We start from the raw sequence: 19,163 nt of genomic DNA on the forward strand, positions 1-19,163 counted from the left end.
AAAATTGTTGGTACAATCAAAAAAATTGATGATGCGAGTATTCCCTTATGTGTTTCTAGTTTCCCTTGTATTTTTTATGTACTTTTTTAAATCGGATGAAGTTTTAACCAATCAGGAACAAGAGCATATTAACTCCGAGCTTTATGAAGAACAAGAAGAGAGCGATTTATCAAGCGGTACGGAATAACTTTTCCGCTTGATGTCGTGTCTAAAGTGAGAAGATAAACCTGCAAGAACAAGTAAAAGCCTGAAATCGTTTCGCTGCACTAACGTAGGTGTCTCTTCTGTACAATCTATAGTAGAGGCACTTTCCTTATGTGCAAAAGCTTTCATAAGGCTCTTCTTGAAATCATAAGGAGGAGAAAAACATGCTTTTGATCATTTTGGCCTGTTTGGTACTTTTATTAATAGGCCTGCTGGAAAAACGAAAACACGATCAGGAAATAGACAAAATTCCATTACGTATTAACGTAAACGGCATACGCGGCAAATCAACCGTAACCCGGCTGATTACCGGTATTCTAACGGAAGCGAATTATAAAACCGTTGGAAAAACCACGGGTACCGAGGCCAGAATGATATACTGGGACCGGTCGGAGAAACCTATTGTACGCAAACCTGAAGGCGCAAATATTAAGGAACAGAAATTCATGCTCCAAAAAGCTTCTTCCAAAGGAGCTGAAGCCTTTGTATCTGAATGTATGGCTATCAACCCGGAATATCAGCGTATTCTGCAGCAGGATTTCCTAAAAGCTAATGTCGGTGTTATTTTGAACGTGTATGAAGATCATATGGATATTATGGGGCCTTCGCTTGATCATGTTGCAGATGGTTTCACCTCTACTATTCCCTATAATGGAAAATTAATTGTTGGAAAAGGACCTTACTATGAGCTTTTCACTAAAATAGCTAAAGAGCGAAATACGGAAGTTTTTACAGCGGATGAAGCCGAAATTCCAGAAGGATTTCTTCAGAGATTTTCCTATATGGTGTTCCCGGAAAATATAACTATTCCTCTGGCTGTCGCTAAAGCGGTAGGCATTGACAAAGAAACGGCACTCCGCGGCATGCTCCGCGCTAATCCGGATCCGGGCGCTCTCCGCATTCTTTCCCTTGCCCAGGCAGGAAAAGAACCTTCTTTCATGATTAATGGATTCGCAGCCAACGATGCCCACTCTACTTTATCGATTTGGGATCGTTTAAAAGACTCGGCATTTATGAAAGACGATACAATGATTATTATGAACTGCCGGGAAGACCGGGTGGACCGTACAAAAGATTTTTGTGAAAACGTACTTCCCTACCTCCCGGCCAATAAGCTGGTATTAATTGGACGCAACGTCTACCCTGCTTTAAAAGCAATGGAAAAAGGCCTTCTGCCGTATAACCGGGTTATTAATCTGGAAGCAGAAGACCGCGAAATGATTTTAGAAACAGTAAAAAGAGAAGCCAACGGCTCTACTATTTACGGAGTCGGAAACATCCATGGAATGGGCGAACTATTCATGGAAGAACTAAGAAAATCTCCTGATGTAATAGAGAGAAATGTCGGCGAGGAGGCCATTTAATTGTTTGGAACAGATTTATACATTGCCTTAGTGGTAGGAGTCGTACTTAGTCTTATTTATGCAGAGCGCACCGGCATCATGCCGGCAGGCCTTATTGTTCCGGGCTATTTAGCCCTTGTATTCGACCAGCCTGTGTTTCTGCTTGTCATTTTTTTGGTCAGCTTATTCACGTATTTGATTGTAACGTACGGTCTGTCACGCTTCATGGTACTTTACGGACGCAGAAAATTTGCTGCGATGTTGTGTACAGGAATTGTACTTAAGCTGTTGTTTGATTACTTTTACCCCATACTGCCTTTTGAAATATATGAATTCAGAGGACTTGGAGTTATTGTTCCCGGACTCATTGCAAATGCTATGCAGCGTCAGGGAGTTATCCCTACGGTAGCAAGCACGATTGTATTAACGGCGGCAACATTTGTCATTATTACACTCTACTATCTGATTTAGGGGTTATATACATGAGAAAAAAATGGAGTTTAAAAGAGCGTGTACTCGCTTTAACAAAACAAGAAAAAAAGAAAGGATTCCGGCACGCCATTATCGCAGTAATACTGTGTATTGTGCTGATTGCCGTTATCCGAATTGCTGAACCGCCGGCCGAGAGCAGCACGGACACTGTATCCAGTGAATCGGTATTTTCAGCCGCTATGGTAGGAGATATGATGATGGGCCGCCATGTGGAGGAAGTCGCTTCACGTAACGGCTATGAGTCATTATTCCAGTACACTGGTGATTTATTTAAGCAGGTCGATTACATGACAGGCAACTTTGAAAACCCGATTGTAGACGAAGGGGACGATGTTCCGGAAGCGGATAAAATCATCCACCTTAGTGCTCAGTCTGAGGCCATTCAGGCACTTGAGGAATATAATTTCTCCACAGTAACCCTTGCTAACAACCATATGCTTGACTATGGACATGAAGGGCTTGCTAATACGCTGGACGCTTTTGATAATTCTTCGATCACAGCTGTTGGCGCAGGCAGAAATGCAGAGGAGGCCTCCACTTATTCTTCAGGCGAGTATAATGGCCTTAACGTAGCAACGCTTGGCGTTAATGACATTACCTACTCCGCTATGGAGCAGCCCGGCCTTGCCTCTCCTGGTGTCCTGACGTCTGATCCGGAAGAGTTTATCCCGGCTATACAAAGTGCTCAGGAAGAAGCTGATCTCGTAGTCGTTCATCTGCACGCCGGCCAAGAGTATGACAGCTCCCCTACCACCCGTCAGCAGGAACTGGCTAAAGCCATTGCCGATGCCGGCGCTGATATCGTAGTGGGCCATCATCCGCACGTTCTTCAATCGGTTGATGTTTATAATGACACGTTAATTATGTATTCTATGGGTAACTTTATTTTTGATCAGGGCTGGACCCGTACAAGAGACAGCGCGGTCGCAGAGTATGAGCTGATGGAAGACGGTACAGCGCGCATTGAGTTTAAACCTTATCGTATTTTTGAGGCGCAGCCGCGTCCCGTAGAAGGATTAACCGAATTTGTTCACCGCTTCCGTATTTTCCGCCAGTTGACTAAAGACACCACAAATGAAGAAGCCATCGTGGAAAACGATGAGCGCCTTATATTTGAAGTCGATCATTCTCATGTGTTGGAAGATAGAGAGCAGTAAAAAAAGAAGACGCCAGCTGGCGTCTTCTTTTTTTACTGTTTTTTAACTGCTTTTTTTATCCTTGGTTAGTCGGGCGGATAATAATTTCATTCACATCTACGTGAGCCGGCTGATTCACAGCATAAAATACGCCTTCTGCAATATCTTCACTGGCAAGCGGGGTCATAGATCCCAGGCCGACTCCGTCTTTTAGGAACGACATGGCATCCTCATCTGTGATAGTATCGGTAAGCTCTGTCTGAACGACACCCGGAGAAATAGAAGTGGTGCGGATGTTGCTTTCCGCAAGCTCCTTGCCCATGCCTTCCATGATAATACGAGCCGCGAATTTAGTACCGCAGTATACGGCTCCTGTTGGCATTACTTCATGTCCGGCTACGGAAGAAGTAGTCAAAATGTGTCCTTCATTGCGCTCTATCATATGCGGAAGCACTGCTGCTACCCCGTAAAGCACACCTTTAATATTTACATCAACCATTTTATCCCACTCATCCACTTTTGTGTTTTTCATGAATGAAAGCGGCATAAGACCGGCGTTATTGAATAATACGTCAATCTGGCCAAATTCGTTGATTGCAAATTCTGCCAGCTCTTTCATTTCCTTTTCAGAAGTAACGTCTGTTTTTTTGTATACTGCTTTGCCGGTTTCACCGCTCAGCTTGTCCTGCAGTTCTTTTAATCTGTCTTCTCGTCTTGCAGCCAGTACTACGTTGGCTCCCTCTTTTACGAAGCGTTCTGCCGTAGCTTCTCCAATACCGCTGCTTGCACCGGTAATAATTATTGTTTTACCATTCCAGTTACTCATTTTTTATCACTCCATTATTTTTGGTTACCTCCCTCTCTTTCCCACTTTTTTTTACTGTTAATCTTATTTTAGACACTTTTTTTTATAGTCTCTATGGAAACCATGCCCTCTTTTCAACAGAAAACCGCTTTATTGCCTATCTACAATCGCAGACTCTCATTTATAAATTATTTTATGAGGAGACAGATACTTAAGCGAACCGGATCTTTTCAAAGATTGATTATTCGTAGCGCGCTCCTTCTTTATTCATAGGAATGACCAGTTCCTGATCAAAAGCATAAATATAGGCTTCCTGCACAGGCTCTTCCCAAATGGCAGATAGAGCTTCTCTATATACGTCCAGCTGAAATTGATATTTCTCTTTCATGCCGGCGATATGTTCTTCCTGAGTTTTATTTTCTACATTGGAAAGGCGGTCTGTCTTATAATCAATCAGCACTAAACGGCCTTCGCTGTTTCGAAACACGCAGTCAGCCATCCCCTGAAGGACCGTTATATCGCCGTCTCCTTCAGGTACAGGCCGGCCGTAGGTAAAGGCTACTTCACGCCAGACGTCTGCCGATTCCATAAGCTCCTTACCGAGTCTGCTTTCGAAAAACGGCTGTATTTTATTCTCATCAATGACTTCCGCCTGTTCTTCAGTAAGCCAGTTCCCTGCCACGAGCCGTTTTTTAAGCTCTGTCAGATCGGCGGTAGTTACAGAACCTTCTAAAGATACATGCTCCATTACTATATGAAAAGCAGTCCCTCTTTCCTGGGGAGTAACCGTTTTTTCCTGAAGAAACCGGGGTCTCTCAGCGCCTGCTGAACGAAATCCGGTCTGCAGAGCCGGCTGTTCACTGTATGGATCAGATATTGCCTGCTTCCATTCACTTACCGTCTGCTTGGAGCGAAGCACTACTGTATGAGCATAAGGATACTCCCAGTTCATTCTTGCGCCTACCTCTTCATTTTCCTGTGTATACCCCGGCACCGTCTCAAGGTGAATGAGTGCTTCTTTTTCCTTTTGGTTTACCTGTTCAGGTTCTTCTTTCTCCCCGGTAAGGGTATGCTGTTCAACCACTTCTACATTCCAGCTCGATGTATCAGACAGAAAGTCCATCCGTGACGATTCCTGCCACTCTGCATGATCAGCGTGACGAAGTACAGCCGGCATAATCCAGTCAAAAAACGTTTTGGCCTGAAGTCTGTCAAATGCCGAAAGCGTATCCGCCGCCTGGCCCGCCGTCACCGCCCATTTAGAAAACTCTGAAGCGGCGTCTTTCACGGTACCCACTAGAATAAATTGTTCTTTAGCACGGGTCAGTCCTACATAAAGCACTCTCATTTCCTCTGCCAGCAGTTCCTTTTTTTCCCGTATTTTAATAGCAGCCTGAGGAAGCGAAGTTTTCACTATTCGTTTGGAAGGATTAATATACTTTGTACCGATCCCCAGGTTTTGATGAAGCAGAATATCGCTGTACATATCACGCATATTAAAATCCTTGCTTAATCCTGAAAGAAATACAACCGGGAATTCAAGCCCCTTACTTTTATGGATCGTCATCAGCCTGACCACTTCTTCTTTTTCTCCAAGGGTACGTGCGGTCCCCATATCGTCCCCTTTTTCCTGAAGCCTTTCTACAAAACGCAGAAAGCGGAACAAACCTCGGAAAGAAGTCTGCTCGTAGGCACGCGCCCTATCATAAAGAGCAAGCAGGTTTGCCTGCCTTTGTTTGCCGCCCGGCAGTCCTCCGGCAAAGTCATAATAACCACTCTCCTGGAGTAGGCGCCATATAAATTCAGGAAGAGACTCCTGGCGGGAATAGGTCCGCCATTCTTCAAGCGTTACTAAAAATGAGTGGATTTTTTCTCTACAGGTCGCCGTTTCTGACGCTGCCAGAAGCGCATCGTAATAGGTGCCGCCTGTATCAGCCATTCGTATTTCAGCCATATCTTCTTCACTGAACTGACCGATTGGGGAACGAAGCACGCTCGCCAGAGGTATATCCTGAATAGGATTATCAATAACGTGCAGCAGCGAAAGGATAATATGAATTTCCACCGCTTTAAAATAACCTGTACGAAGTTCTGCATATACCGGTATCTGCAGTTCCCGGAATTCCTCCATCATTGCCGTGGACCAGGCCATCGAACGCATCAGGATTACAAAATCGCTGTACCGGACCGGCCGCGGTTCACCCGTTCGGTCGTCTATGATCTGTTTTTTCGCGTCCATCATTTGTTGAATACGCCCCGCGATATACCTTGCTTCCAGAACAGCTTTTTCTGTGTCCTCTTGTGATTCGTCAACTTCCGTTCCGGACAGAGGGGTGCCTCTATTAATTACGGCAATATCGGCTGAAGGGTCTTCTTCAGACTGAAAACCTTCATTTCCCTGCTTGAGAGCAGCTTCGCGGTCATAGGCAATTCCCCCGATATCTTTGTCCATCAGCTGTTTGAAAATAAAATTGGAAGCATCAATGACGTTTCTGCGGCTGCGGAAGTTTTTATCAAGATTTATTTTCCAGCCGTTTTCTGAATCCTCTGTCGTGTAACGTTCATATTTATCAATAAACAAGCCTGGCTCAGCCAGACGGAAACGATAAATGCTCTGCTTGACGTCCCCTACCATAAACAGGCGGTCCGGAGCTGCTACAAGCTGAAGTATCGCCTCCTGCACGTAGTTGGTGTCCTGATACTCATCAACGAGTACTTCCTGAAAGTGATCCTGATAATAGGCAGATGCCTGCACACTGCCCGATTGATCCCGTAAAATCTGCAGGGTTAAGTGCTCCAGATCGGAGAAGTCAGCCACACCCTTATCCCGCTTGCTTTCTGTGAAACGGCTGTTCAGCTCTTTGGCCGCTGTCGTAAGCTCTTTTACCGCTGGAACCATAAAGTGCATATCTTCGAGCATTTTTTCAGGGGACTGATACAGCAGCTCTTTAATATTTTTTAAAATATCTTTAGATTTATCTCTCAGCTGCTTGGCTTCGACTTTTAAAGATTCATCTACCTCATGTTTTTTTGTAATGGGTTTCAGTCCCTTGGATGAGACCGCATGGACGCCCGCATAAAGCTGTTCCAGCGTAGTATAATCCTTAATGATGGAAAGCTGTTCAATATCGGACTGGATGGCTTCTGCATAGGGTAAAGGCCCTGACGGTGCATGAGCCAGCTCTTCAGCCCGGTACAGCATGCGCAGAGCTCCTTCAAGCGTAATATGAATTTCCTGAATAATCTCCCGGGACCATGGATGTTCATTTATATTATCGCCGCTGAGCGTTTCGTATTGACTGCTCATTTCCCCGAGCCAGCTGGACGGGTCCGGATGAGCCCGGGAGAAATCATAAAGCCTGCGTATCAGCTGGCGGAGTCTCTCATCATTTCGACTGCCGCTGTAGGAATCAGCTGCCTGGATAAAAAAGCTGCTTTCCGGCTGTTCGTATTTTTCTTCCAGAATCTGCTCCAGTATTTCCTCTTTAATCCATTCTCCTTCGGTTTCATCCAGCACCCGAAACTTTGGATCCAGCTCAACCTGAAAGTAATGCCTGCGGATAACGCTCATGCAAAAGGAATGCAGAGAGGAAATCTGGGCTTTATTTAATAAAGAAAGCTGCCTGCGCAGATGAAGGGACCCCGGATTTTCATGAATCTCCCGCTCCAGTGCTTTCCCGATTCTAGTTTTCATTTCGGCGGCAGCGGCATTGGTAAACGTTACAATCAGCAGGCGGTCGATATCGATGCCGTTTTCTTCGTTAATAATTTTTTGGATCACACGCTCTACCAGAACGGCTGTTTTTCCGCTTCCGGCAGCGGCAGCAACAAGCGTATCTGCTCCGCTTCCGGAAATCGCTTCCCACTGGCTGTCAGTCCATCGGACATTTTCCGGCTTAGTCTTTCTTGTTCTTTTCATCAGGCGGCTCCCCCTCTCCAAGTAACTCTTTTTTTATCGTTTCATTATCCGCTTTCAGCACTCTGAAATGATTGGCTTCAAACTGCTGGTCAAATTGACAGACAGGCCGGAAGGAGCAGAAAGTACAGGCTGTATCATTGCCAATTTTGTATGGATTAATCTCTACGGCGCCATGCATAATACGCTCTCCGGCATCGAGCAGCTTCTGCTGGATAAACTGATGCACCGCCTGGAAGTTCTCCCGGCTGATCGTTGATCCCGTTTTAGAAAGCTCTCCATTTTTTTTCATTCTGGCTGGAATAGTCGTAGAATGCCCTTCTTTCAGATCGGTGTCCATCAGGCGGACCGATTCCTCGTTGTCTGCAATCAGGCCTTTCATCTTGTATTCCTTAAATAATCTTTCTTCAATATCTTCTGCTGATTCATCCATTACGCTGACAAACGGATCGTGAATATGGAAATAAAGAATACCTGCCGGATCTGCTTTTTCCCCGATCCATTCTTCTGCGTAGGTCATTACAATATCCAGATAAACGAGCATCTGCAGCGCCAGCCCAAAATACACTTCGCTCAGGCGGATGTCCTTTACGCTGGATTTGTAGTCAATTACGCGGAGAAGCACCCCTTCTGATCCTTCCGCCCTGTCAACACGGTCTATTCTGCCTGCAATCTCCATTTTTGTGCCATTTTCCAGTGTGAACGTCATCGGCGGCAGATCCTGGTGTTCACCGAAAGCTACTTCTAAAGCAATCGGGGAAAATGCTGACTGGATCGACTGCCTGCGCATAACAAGCGAAGCTCTCGTAATCGTCTCCTGCAGCTTTTTCTGTACAAAAGCATGCTTGGCACTGCTTGAGAGTATCTCCCGCTGAACTTTTGGCGCGAGCTGTTCTACGGCATGCGCTGCTTTTTCTCTGCAGTCCTGTTCCGATATATCCTTCCATTCTTTTCCTTCTCTTTGAATGGCTTCTGTTATATCTTTTAAAGCCGCATGAAAAAACTGGCCGATATCAGGCGCTTCCAGCGTATACGTATCCCGTTCTTTTAGTCTCAGCCCATAAGAGGCAAAGTGGGCAAACGCACATTTTTCAAACTGCTCTACTCTGGAGACGCTCGCCTTTAATGACGTACCGTAAAGCTGGGTGCTCATTTGTTCGGTCAGCGGATACGCTTTATTTTTATAAAAAATACTCTGCATGCCTTTGACAAAGTCGGGGTGTGCTTCCGGGGACTGCACGTACCAGTTATATACACCCCACCATAAATCTGATATGGATTCGCCCGACTTCCAGCGCTGAAGCTGATAAATCAGCTGGGAAAGCGTGCGTCTGGATGAATGCACAAACGCTGCTTCCTGCGCCTCTGATTCAAACTCCTGCGGCTCTGCAAAGATAAATTCTTCCTTTATTCCCGGCAGCATATTTTTCAGCTGGCTGATTAAAATAGACGGCTGCTGCGCTTCCCCCTTCTCATTGGCAAGCGGGTAGCTTATATACAATTCTCTGGAGGGAAGACTCAAAGCCCGGTACACTAAAAAAGATTCATTTAACAGCTTCTGGCTCGATGTGTGCGCAAGAGATACGCCGCTTTCCTCAAACCATCTGCGGTCTTCATCTCCAAGAATGCCGTCCTCATCCATTGTAGATGGCAGGACTCCTTCGTTTACGCCAAGCACAAAAAGTAATTTAACATCTTCCAGACGCGAACGCTCCATATCCGCGGCGCTTACCTGATCTATAGCTGGCGGAACGAGCCGGAACAAAAGGCTTTCCAGACCGGCTTCAAGCAGTTTACGATAGCGGGTCATGCTCATTTTTTCATCGCCCGCTACTTCGACGATCTGATCGAACAGTTCAATCAGCTCACCCCAGACCTGCTCATGCTCTCCTGCTTTTGTAAGGTCTCCATGCTCCAGTGCAATATCCCTTAATTTTTCCAGCTTTTCCGGAATGTTGAGTTCCTCCATAAAACGATACAAAGCAGCCGTATAGTCTTCTACCGTCGTTCCTTTTTTTAATCGCTTTTCCAGAGGAAGAATCCGCTCTTTTAGCAGTTCTTTTTGTTCATTGATCAGCTGTTCTATCTGTTCTTCTGTACGGGACCGTTCATAATCTTCTCCGGCGGACGTCCGAAACCGGGTAAAGGACCATTTATCTTTGCTTTTCCAGTGTTTTTCTTTAATGCCATATGCGAGAACATAGTTTTCCAGCCGGTCCATGTTTTTTCTGCATGCTTCCCAGTCGTCTGCTGCCGGAAACAGCATATCTGTTTTCACAGCCCGGAATACTGCTTCATAGCGCCAGCTCTCCGTCAGCCACTCCAGTACCGACCGTAAAAATTCCAGCACGGGATGATGCTCCATTTTTTTGGTCTGATCCGTAAAAAGCGGTATCCCGTGATCGCGGAAAGAAGTCTGCAGTAGATCATCATAATCACCGATACTGCGTGCCATTACCGCAATATCTTTAAATCGGTAGCCATCTTCTTTTACTTTTTCCAGAATGGTTCTGGCCGTATGATCAACTTCCACCCGTTTATTAGCCGGACTCCACATCTGCACATTTGGGGACTGATTCCGTACATGAATCGGGCGTTTTTCAAAGTTTGCTTCCAGATGCCTGAGATCTTCATGCCGCTCATCTTTATCTTCTTCTGCTTCAAATAGTCTTACGTGCTGTTCTTTATCAGCAGACATCTGCTGAAGCAGGTGGAACGTATCCGCTGTTTCTTTAAAAAGATCCAGAGCATGCGTATCCTGCTGAATATGTGCTTGATCCATTGTTAATGCTATCGTTGTCTGCTCTGCTTTGTTTACCAGCATTAACAGAATTTCCATTTCCTGAGGAGTAAAAGAATGAAATCCGTCTAAATAAATTCGACAGCCCTCAAGCATGTTGGAATAAGGCAGCTTGTCGCGGAGCATCGGAAGGTAGTCTTCGAGTCCAATAAAGCGTCCTTCCATTTCAGATTCCATCTTTTCCCACAACAGCAGTATATCCGACAGCTTATCAGAAAGAATTTTGTCGTTTGCAGTTTGAACCGTTTTTTGTTCGGTTTTTTCTTTTATCTCATTAATATGGCCGGGTTCTACATTATAGCGCTGGAACTCTTTAAGCATAGTATCCATATTTTCAATAAATCCCGGCGTATCAGATGATTTGGTGAAAAGTTTAAAGTCGCTTTTATGTTCTTCCATGACTTTTCGCAGCAGTACGTGCATTCCCTGCTTCTGCAGAAAAGTATGAGTGAGGCCGCCCTGTTCCTGCAGAATCCTCCGTGCGAGTCTCGGGAAGCTGTATACCTGGGCCCTCTGCAGACCGATTGTATGCTTTTTAATTAACTTCTGTTCCGAGATAAACGTCATTTGATCCGGCACCAGTAAAATAATGGGCTGTCCTGACGGATCTTCCTTTGACTGCCTGATAATGTCATCATGCATCGTCTCTGTTTTTCCTGTACCGGTTCTCCCAATGAAATAATGCACTGTCATATACTTGCTCCCTTCTAATACCCTTCGTTCGATAGAATCATATGTTCGCCTATGTACTATTTTAATATAAAATATTGGAAAAGGTAAGGATTATTCCTTGTCATTACATGGTTTATGTCTCTTTTTATAATAAAAAAAAGAGCCCTGAAAAACAGGACTCTTTCTGAATGATTAACCTTCCAATAAAAGAGATTCTGGATCTTCCAGAAGCTGCTTAACTTTTACAAGGAAGCTGACTGCTTCTTTTCCATCCACAATACGGTGGTCGTAGGAAAGGGCAAGGTACATCATTGGACGGTTTTCCATTGTCTCTTTATCAACGGCTACTGGTCTCCACTGGATCGTATGCATTCCAAGAATACCTACCTGCGGGCCATTTAAAATCGGTGTAGATAAGAGGGAACCGAACACTCCTCCGTTTGTAATGGTAAAGGAGCCACCCTGTAGATCCGGCAGAGTTAACTTGTTATCGCGTGCTTTTTTGGACAGCCCGATAATTTCCTGTTCAATTTCAGGGAAAGAAAGACGGTCTGCATTACGCACTACCGGAACGACGAGTCCATCATCTGTGGAAACGGCCATACCGATATCATAAAATTTCTTTTTCACTACTTCTTTGCCCTGAATTTCAGCATTAAGAAGTGGAAATTGTTTTAAGGCTGCAATAACAGCTTTGGTAAAGAAAGACATAAAGCCAAGTCGAACATCGTGGGAATCCTGGAAGGAGTCCTTTCTTCTGCTTCTTACATCCATAATAGCTGTCATATCTACTTCATTGAATGTAGTAAGCATGGCTGATGTCTGCTGCACTTCAACCAGACGGTTTGCGATAGTCTGACGGCGGCGGGAAAGTTTTTCACGCTCCACCGGCTTACCTGCAAACTCATCTTTGCTTTCTTTTTCTTTTGGTTTGCTTTCTTTAGCAGGAGCTTCCGACTTTGCGGCAGCTTTTGTGTTGCTTTCGTAGTTCTCTACATCTTCTTTTCTTACGCGTCCGAGCGGATCTCTTGTTGGAATATCATCAAGATTTAATCCTTTTTCGCGGGCGAGCTTTCTAGCCGATGGGGAAGCAACCGGAGAATCGGAAGGCGAAGAATCACTGTCGCTTTCTTCTTCACTTGATTCTTCTTTTGATGCAGCCGGTGCTTCTTCTTTTTCCGGCTCTTCTTTTGCAGATTCTTCTTTTGAAGATTCTTCTTTCGACGAGGACTCTTCAGACGATTCTTCACTGCCGCCTGCTTCGCCATTCTGGTCGATCACTGCGATAACGTCTCCAACTTCGACTGTATCACCGGGCTCTTTAAGAAGTTCTTTGATTACACCGGACTCTTCGCTCGGAATTTCCACGTTTACTTTATCCGTTTCCAGTTCAGCGATATTTTCGCCTTTTTCTACATAATCGCCGGGTGACTTCAGCCACTCTGCAATCGTTCCTTCTGTAATTGATTCCGCAAGTTCTGGTACTTTAATTTCCGCCATGAGTAAATCCTCCTTGTTATTTTCCTCTCAATGCTTCATCTATAATACGGCTTTGTTCTTTTTTGTGGACTTTAGGATCTCCCTCAGACGGACTTGAACGCCTGCGGCGTCCGATATATTCCGTTGTAATCTTGCTTCCCGCTACGCTTCTGAGAAGCGGCTGCACGTAATTCCATGGCCCCATATTGGACGGCTCTTCCTGTACCCATTTAAATTCTTTAACGTTAGGATACTGTTCAAGCAGTTCTGATATCTTGTCGTCCGGGAACGGATACAACTCTTCAATTCTAACGATATGCGTATCACTTACTTCTTTTTCATCTTCGATAGCTTCATGAAGATCAATCGCCATTTTTCCTGTAGCAAACAGCATGCGTTTTACTTTTTTAGGTTCTTTACCTGTTTTTGGATCCTCTACGATGGACTGGAACATTCCTTTACTAAATGCATCCGGTCCAGATGCCACATTCTGGTTTCTTAACAGGCTTTTTGGTGTCATAAGAACAAGCGGTCTCATCTCTTCTTTGCCCAGGAAAGAAGCCTGACGGCGGAGGAGATGGAAATACTGCGCTGAACTCGACAAGTAAGCTACGTTCCAGTTATTTTCGGCAGCAAGCGTCAAGAAACGTTCCAGCCTTGCACTGGAATGCTCCGGGCCCTGTCCTTCATATCCGTGCGGAAGCAGCATTACCATTCCTGACTTCTGTCCCCATTTAGCACGTCCCGCTGAAATAAACTGGTCAAATATAACCTGGGCGGCGTTGGCAAAATCGCCAAACTGCGCTTCCCATAAAACGAGCGTTTCAGGCGCCTGAACGTTATATCCATATTCAAACCCTACAATAGCCGCTTCGGACAGCGGGCTGTTATGAACTGCAAAGGAAGCTTTTGCTTTGGAAAGCGTGTGAAGCGGCGAATAGATATCCCCGTTTTCACTGTCATGCAGCACAATATGCCGCTGCGCAAATGTACCGCGCTCGGAGTCCTGTCCTGTCAGGCGCACCGGTGTTCCATCAGAGATAATGCTTGCAAACGCAAGTGTTTCTGCATGGGACCAGTCTACTTTTCCGCCTTCCTTAAGCGCATCTTTTCTTCTTTCCAGAATTTTCTTCAGCTTCGGAAAGACATTAAACTCTTCCGGCCACGTGATCAATTCTTCGTTCAGCTGCTGCAGATCGTCAATATCATAGGAAGTGTTCACCTGAGGCAGATGCTTTTCCACTTCTTCAGGTATACTTACATCTTCTGCATCCTCTGATTTATCACCAGATACACGATCATAGTTTTCCTGAAGGTACTGCAGGCTGTCCTCTTTATATTTCTCCGCTTCCTCTTTGGAAAGCAGCTCATCTTTAACAAGCTCGCCGGCATAAACTTCACGAGCTGTAGGATGACTTCTGATTACCTCATACAAATGCGGCTGGGTTGCGGCCGGCTCATCCATTTCGTTATGTCCGAAACGACGGTATCCGATCAGGTCAATCACAAAGTCTTTATTGAATTTATTCCGGTATTCATGTGCCAAGTGAATGGCTGCCAGACAGGAATCTGCATCATCGGCATTCACATGCACGATTGGGATTTCATAACCTTTAGCGGGGTCACTTGCATACGTAGTACTTCTGGAATCATGGGTATCGGTCGTAAAACCGAGCTGGTTATTTGCAATAATGTGAAGCGTACCGCCGGTCTGATAACCTTTCAGACGGCTCATGTTGAGGGTTTCCGTAACTACACCTTCACCAGGGAAGGCGGCGTCGCCGTGAATAAGTACTGCGATTGCTTTGTTTGTGTCCTGCTGCGGGAAGCCGGGCTCGCTGCGGCTGTCCTGAGCTGCTCTGGCGTATCCTTCCACCACAGGGTTAACAAACTCAAGGTGACTTGGGTTATTAGCAAGCGTGATGGTTGCGTCCACACTTTCTTTTTGAATTTCTTTATTGGCACCAAGATGATATTTCACATCTCCGGTCCAGCCATAGCTCAGGCCAATCGATCCTTCAGAAGGAACCAGATCTTTGTTCGGTGAATGCTGAAACTCGGAAAAAATTAAATCATAAGGTTTGCCAAGTACATTGGACAATACGCTCAAGCGTCCGCGGTGGGACATACCGATCATGACGTTTTCCGCACCTTCATGAATGGCATCCTGCACAAATTCATCTACCATTGGTACGAGTGCGTCGACCCCTTCAATAGAGAAACGCTTCTGTCCGACAAATGTTTTGTGTAGAAACTGCTCAAAAGACTCGACGTCCGTCAGCTGCTTTAGGAGCGTTCTCCGTCTATCATCCGAAAGGCCTTTATATATTTCACCGGATTCTACTTTTTTATTCAGCCATCTATGTTCCTCCACGTCATGTACGTGGTTGAATTCGAAAGCAATAGAGCGCGTGTACATGCTTTTTAAATGGTTAATGGCTTCATAGCCGTTTGTAATTCTCTCCGGGGCGTCTTCACAGATAATATAAGCCGGAAGCGCCTGCAGGTCTTCTTCCGAAAGATTGTATTCGTTAATTTTTAAAAAGGACGTTTCCTCACCAGGTTTGGCGAGAGGATTAATATCTGCTGACAGATGTCCATGTATACGGATATTTTCCGCAAGCTTTACCGCATTGGCAATCTTGTCTACGTCTATGGAAGAAACATCTGTTACGGTAGCACTCGATTCTGCACTTAGTTCGGCAGAGGGAGCTGTTCCGTTAACGGGTGCCCCATATTGTTCAAACCATTCTCTCATTTCACTATCAATAGAATCTGGATCTTCTGTAAATTGGTCATAAAGATCCATTAAATACCCCAGGTTGGGGCCATAAAATTCTTGCCATGCTTCTTGCTTGGCTGAATTTTTACTCATCTGTTCCATACCTCCGCTGCTGTGTAATTATGATACAAAGACGAAATAAGTTTTCATGGGTTTACGGCGTACTTTTCTTAAATCATAAATCACATCTTTTCACGTCATTTTGGCGATGTGCTTTGCAATAATGATGAAAAAAACAATGGTTGGACTGTAAAAGAATGTTAAGCCTGCTTTGCTCTTTCATTTTAACACGTTGAAAGCGCGTTCTCAAAAGCTTATATAATAAAAGTGGGAAAGTAAGCTGTCTACATAACATTGTTCTTAAATATGAAAGAACACGTTATTTTGTTCATAAAACTTTTTTTATTTACTTAATGTTCCCAATGGACGGCATAACATCCTACCCCATTATTGTACACCAATTGAGTTTCAAATAAAGAAAAAAATCAAATTTGGGAGAACAGACGGTTATTCACATATGAGAGGATGCCTTTTTGAACGGGTTCGCTTATAATAGACGGGAGAAACAAAGGAGGCATACATAATGAACACACTAATATTTGATTTAGACGATACACTGTTGTGGGACAAAAAAAGTGTAGAGGAGTCGATCCGGGCTGCTGCACTCGAAAGTACGGCTTACGGAGCTGATGCAAAAGCACTGGTTCAATCTGTGCGGAAATGGGCACCAAAGCTGTACGCGGAACTTGAAAGTTATACGTTCACCCAGGATATAGGCATCAATCCTTTTGAGGGGCTGTGGGGAAGCTTTGGCGACATACATGATCACCGGTTTCGATTAATGGGCACTCTTATCAAGGATTATCAAAGGGCAGTATGGAAAGGTGCTCTAAACGACCAGGATATTCAAAATGAAGAGCTTGCCGGTCACCTTGCCGAACGATTCGTGTTTCACCGCCGGCATCTTCCTTATGTTTATGCGGATACGTTCGAGGTCCTCGAGGAATTAAGCTCCCGTTACCAGCTTGTACTGCTGACAAATGGTGCCCCTTCGCTGCAGCATATTAAACTGCAGATGACCCCCCAGCTGGTTCCTTACTTCTCTCATATCATTATTTCCGGCGCGTTTGGAAAGGGAAAGCCGGATGAGTCTATTTTCCAATATGCTCTGACGCTGTCCGGCACAGAAAAAGAGAATGCTTTGATGATTGGCGATAATCTCTATACAGACATACTCGGCTCCAATCGGACAGGTATATCCAACATATGGATTAACCGCGAAAACAAACCAGCTGACAGTAAAGTCCCCGCTACTATGCAGACAGCCGATCTCTGGGAAACTGTCCATGCTGCTGATACTTTTTTCAAAAATAAATAAAGAAGCAGCCCTCCCTAAAAAGGAAACAAACGCTGCCTTTATTTTACCGGGCTGATCTCATGCCCGGTATTTTTTTACATATGTAAGTACAGCACAGCCCGGCAGCTCCGCCGGGGAATGATTTAGTCTTCTTCTGTTAATTCGAGAAAAGGCCGCAGCTTTTTTATATACCGTCTGAGTTTGAAAAAAGCTTCCCTTTTTATTTTCCGATCCTCTACTACTTTTCCTATCGCCTTTATATCGGGATAAACTCCGTAGTAGTGATATTCAACCGGTATAGTCATTTCATAAAGAATCGTGCCTTCTGAAGCGTGAATGACTTCTGCTTTAACAAACGCAATCCTCGTTTGAAGCTCATCTTTAGGCTGTTTTTCCGTAATTCTTTCTATTTCAAAAATGTATTGCATTGTGCTGGCTCCCGTCTGCATTTCGTATAAATTTTCTTTCTATAGTATTATCTATATTTACCGCTTCTTATTGCCTGTCGTTCATGCTAAAATGGCTTCATAGCAATTGTCGGAACATTCCATCAACATGACAGCTCTTTCTTTTTATAATAAAAAATGTTATTTTTATAATGAATTATAAGATTTTATACAAAGCTCTCTCCGCTTATTAAGGGTTATAGTTACTGTTTGTTATGTTTTATGCAAAAAATATACATAAAGAGGTGTCGACATGAATTCTTCTTCTACAACTAAGCCTTCGCAAAGCCGGGGTTCTATGCTGCGTTTTCTCATTCCATCAATTATAGGTATTCTTTTATTTATGGTGCCTGTATCCATCGGAGGAGAAGTAACCATTGTAGTAGCTATTCTTGCCGGCTGGTTTCAGGGAGCAATAGGGCCTGCGCTTCCATACATTGCGGCTGCCTTTATGCTGGCTGCGGTTATCGGCACCATTGCTGCCCGCTTTGTACATATTCCTTCCCCCTTTCTACAGACTTTATTCAACGTTTCTGTATTTTGGATGATTGTAAGAATTCTTGGATTGATTTTTGCCGTTATGGTGTTATTCAGTATCGGACCGGAGCCGGTTATCTCTGACGTCACCGGCGGCCTGCTTCTTTATGATTTAATTCCGGTTCTTATTTCCGTATTTTTATTTGCCGGTTTATTCCTGCCGCTTCTGCTTAATTTCGGCCTGCTTGAATTCGCCGGCGCATTACTTACGCCCATTATGCGCCCGCTTTTCAAGCTTCCGGGACGCTCTTCTATTGACTGTGCCGCGTCCTGGATGGGAGATGGAACAATCGGTGTTCTGCTTACAAATCAGCAGTATGAACAGGGCTACTACACAAAACGTGAGGCCGCCGTTATCGGAACTACATTCTCCGTTGTCTCCATCACATTCAGTATTGTTATATTAGAATATGTGGAGCTGCTCGGATATTTTCTTCCTTACTATTTCACTATCATAGCAGCAGGATTTGTAGCCGCCATTATTATGCCGCGGATCCCACCGCTTTCCAGAAAAAAAGACGATTATTTCAGAACACGCCCGGACCAGTCTGCAAAGGAACGCCCTTCCTCCATTACTCCTTTTTCATGGGGAATACGACAGGCGGTCGCTAAATCCGGCGAAAATGGCATCCGTTCTATTTTCAGCGGGGGAATTAAGAACGTCCTCGACATGTGGATCGGCGTTCTGCCTATCGTTATGGCGCTTGGCACCCTGGCTGTAATAGTAGCCGAGTTCACCAGTTTTTTTACTATCCTGGGAGCACCTTTCGTTCCGCTGCTTACCTTGATGCAGGTACCGGAGGCTGCCGCCGCTTCTGAATCGATGCTGATTGGATTTGCAGATATGTTTCTTCCTGCTATATTAGGAGCCGGCATAGAAAGTGATATGACCCGGTTTATCATTGCCAGCTTATCAGTCACGCAGTTAATATACATGTCCGAGGTTGGTGGACTGCTTCTTGCCTCTAAGCTGCCGGTATCCTTTTTGGATCTTGTCATTATTTTTCTGGAGCGTACGATTATTACGCTTCCCGTTATTGTTGTTTGTGCTCATTTTATCTTTTGATTTATCAAAAAAAAGCATCCGGCCTTTTGCAGGCGGTAGTGACCCCTAAAAGTTAAAGTTTTATGATGCAGCGAGTTGGCTGGTCGATGTTCGGTACTTCACCGGGCTTTGGCCAGCCAATTTTAATT

At 44.7% G+C, this 19,163-nt stretch carries 12 protein-coding genes; 6 read left to right on the forward strand and 6 right to left on the reverse strand.

Going from position 1 to position 19,163, the window contains the following annotated elements:
* The first annotated feature begins 4 nt into the window (after nt 1-4).
* The 4 genes from ATL39_RS17265 (at nt 5) to ATL39_RS15720 (ending at nt 3,196) form a co-directional block, all read left to right on the forward strand.
* Nucleotides 5-187 (forward strand): hypothetical protein, encoded by a 183-nt coding sequence (locus ATL39_RS17265; protein WP_147419364.1) that lies wholly within the window; start codon nt 5-7, stop codon nt 185-187.
* A gap of 181 nt (nt 188-368) precedes the next feature.
* Nucleotides 369-1,568: a poly-gamma-glutamate synthase PgsB gene (gene pgsB, locus ATL39_RS15710; protein WP_120194318.1), complete on the forward strand. Its 1,200-nt coding sequence runs from the start codon at nt 369-371 to the stop codon at nt 1,566-1,568.
* Nucleotides 1,569-2,018: a poly-gamma-glutamate biosynthesis protein PgsC gene (gene pgsC / locus ATL39_RS15715; protein ID WP_120194319.1), complete on the forward strand. Its 450-nt coding sequence runs from the start codon at nt 1,569-1,571 to the stop codon at nt 2,016-2,018.
* Nucleotides 2,019-2,029: 11 nt separating this feature from the next.
* Nucleotides 2,030-3,196 carry a CapA family protein gene (locus tag ATL39_RS15720; protein ID WP_120194320.1) on the forward strand — a complete coding sequence of 389 codons (1,167 nt, stop codon included), beginning with the start codon at nt 2,030-2,032 and terminating at the stop codon, nt 3,194-3,196.
* A 55-nt stretch (nt 3,197-3,251) separates the two neighbouring features.
* Here the strand turns inward: ATL39_RS15720 and ATL39_RS15725 are convergent, their stop codons facing one another.
* The 5 genes from ATL39_RS15725 to ATL39_RS15745 form a co-directional block, all read right to left on the reverse strand.
* Nucleotides 3,252-4,001, reverse strand: coding sequence for an SDR family oxidoreductase (locus tag ATL39_RS15725; protein ID WP_120194321.1), 750 nt, complete (start codon nt 3,999-4,001; stop codon nt 3,252-3,254).
* 220 nt (nt 4,002-4,221) lie between these two features.
* Nucleotides 4,222-7,899, reverse strand: a complete 3,678-nt coding sequence (addA, locus tag ATL39_RS15730) for a helicase-exonuclease AddAB subunit AddA (protein ID WP_120194322.1) — start codon at nt 7,897-7,899, stop codon at nt 4,222-4,224.
* Nucleotides 7,877-11,389 carry a helicase-exonuclease AddAB subunit AddB gene (gene addB, locus ATL39_RS15735; RefSeq protein ID WP_120194323.1) on the reverse strand — a complete coding sequence of 1,171 codons (3,513 nt, stop codon included), beginning with the start codon at nt 11,387-11,389 and terminating at the stop codon, nt 7,877-7,879. The genes addA and addB overlap by 23 nt, the downstream gene beginning before the upstream one ends.
* Nucleotides 11,390-11,560: 171 nt before the next feature.
* Nucleotides 11,561-12,868 carry a 2-oxoglutarate dehydrogenase complex dihydrolipoyllysine-residue succinyltransferase gene (odhB, locus tag ATL39_RS15740; protein WP_120194324.1) on the reverse strand — a complete coding sequence of 436 codons (1,308 nt, stop codon included), beginning with the start codon at nt 12,866-12,868 and terminating at the stop codon, nt 11,561-11,563.
* Nucleotides 12,869-12,884: 16 nt separating this feature from the next.
* Entirely contained in the window at nt 12,885-15,722 is a 2,838-nt protein-coding gene (locus ATL39_RS15745) for a 2-oxoglutarate dehydrogenase E1 component (RefSeq protein WP_120194342.1), read from the reverse strand.
* 490 nt (nt 15,723-16,212) lie between these two features.
* Between ATL39_RS15745 and ATL39_RS15750 the strand changes: the two genes are divergently transcribed.
* Entirely contained in the window at nt 16,213-17,007 is a 795-nt protein-coding gene (locus tag ATL39_RS15750) for an HAD family hydrolase (RefSeq protein WP_120194325.1), read from the forward strand.
* 122 nt (nt 17,008-17,129) lie between these two features.
* Here ATL39_RS15750 and ATL39_RS15755 read toward each other — a convergent pair whose 3' ends face one another.
* Nucleotides 17,130-17,414, reverse strand: coding sequence for a hypothetical protein (locus ATL39_RS15755; RefSeq protein WP_120194326.1), 285 nt, complete (start codon nt 17,412-17,414; stop codon nt 17,130-17,132).
* 271 nt (nt 17,415-17,685) lie between these two features.
* On the opposite strand from ATL39_RS15755, the gene ATL39_RS15760 reads away from it, so the two are divergent.
* Nucleotides 17,686-19,035 carry a YjiH family protein gene (locus tag ATL39_RS15760; RefSeq protein WP_120194327.1) on the forward strand — a complete coding sequence of 450 codons (1,350 nt, stop codon included), beginning with the start codon at nt 17,686-17,688 and terminating at the stop codon, nt 19,033-19,035.
* The last annotated feature ends 128 nt before the right edge of the window (nt 19,036-19,163 follow it).

The organism is Sinobaca qinghaiensis (assembly GCF_003610495.1).
Classification (GTDB): domain Bacteria; phylum Bacillota; class Bacilli; order Bacillales; family Marinococcaceae; genus Sinobaca; species Sinobaca qinghaiensis.

Excerpts from the sequence above, each read along its gene's own strand:
- pgsB (WP_120194318.1), top strand. The coding sequence starts at position 369 with ATGCTTTTGATCATTTTGGCCTGTTTGGTACTTTTATTAATAGGCCTG.
- ATL39_RS15755 (WP_120194326.1), bottom strand. The coding sequence starts at position 17,414 with ATGCAATACATTTTTGAAATAGAAAGAATTACGGAAAAACAGCCTAAA.
- addA (WP_120194322.1), bottom strand. The coding sequence starts at position 7,899 with ATGAAAAGAACAAGAAAGACTAAGCCGGAAAATGTCCGATGGACTGAC.
- ATL39_RS15720 (WP_120194320.1), top strand. The coding sequence starts at position 2,030 with ATGAGAAAAAAATGGAGTTTAAAAGAGCGTGTACTCGCTTTAACAAAA.
- ATL39_RS15725 (WP_120194321.1), bottom strand. The coding sequence starts at position 4,001 with ATGAGTAACTGGAATGGTAAAACAATAATTATTACCGGTGCAAGCAGC.
- ATL39_RS15750 (WP_120194325.1), top strand. The coding sequence starts at position 16,213 with ATGAACACACTAATATTTGATTTAGACGATACACTGTTGTGGGACAAA.
- odhB (WP_120194324.1), bottom strand. The coding sequence starts at position 12,868 with ATGGCGGAAATTAAAGTACCAGAACTTGCGGAATCAATTACAGAAGGA.
- ATL39_RS15745 (WP_120194342.1), bottom strand. The coding sequence starts at position 15,722 with ATGAGTAAAAATTCAGCCAAGCAAGAAGCATGGCAAGAATTTTATGGC.
- addB (WP_120194323.1), bottom strand. The coding sequence starts at position 11,389 with ATGACAGTGCATTATTTCATTGGGAGAACCGGTACAGGAAAAACAGAG.
- ATL39_RS15760 (WP_120194327.1), top strand. The coding sequence starts at position 17,686 with ATGAATTCTTCTTCTACAACTAAGCCTTCGCAAAGCCGGGGTTCTATG.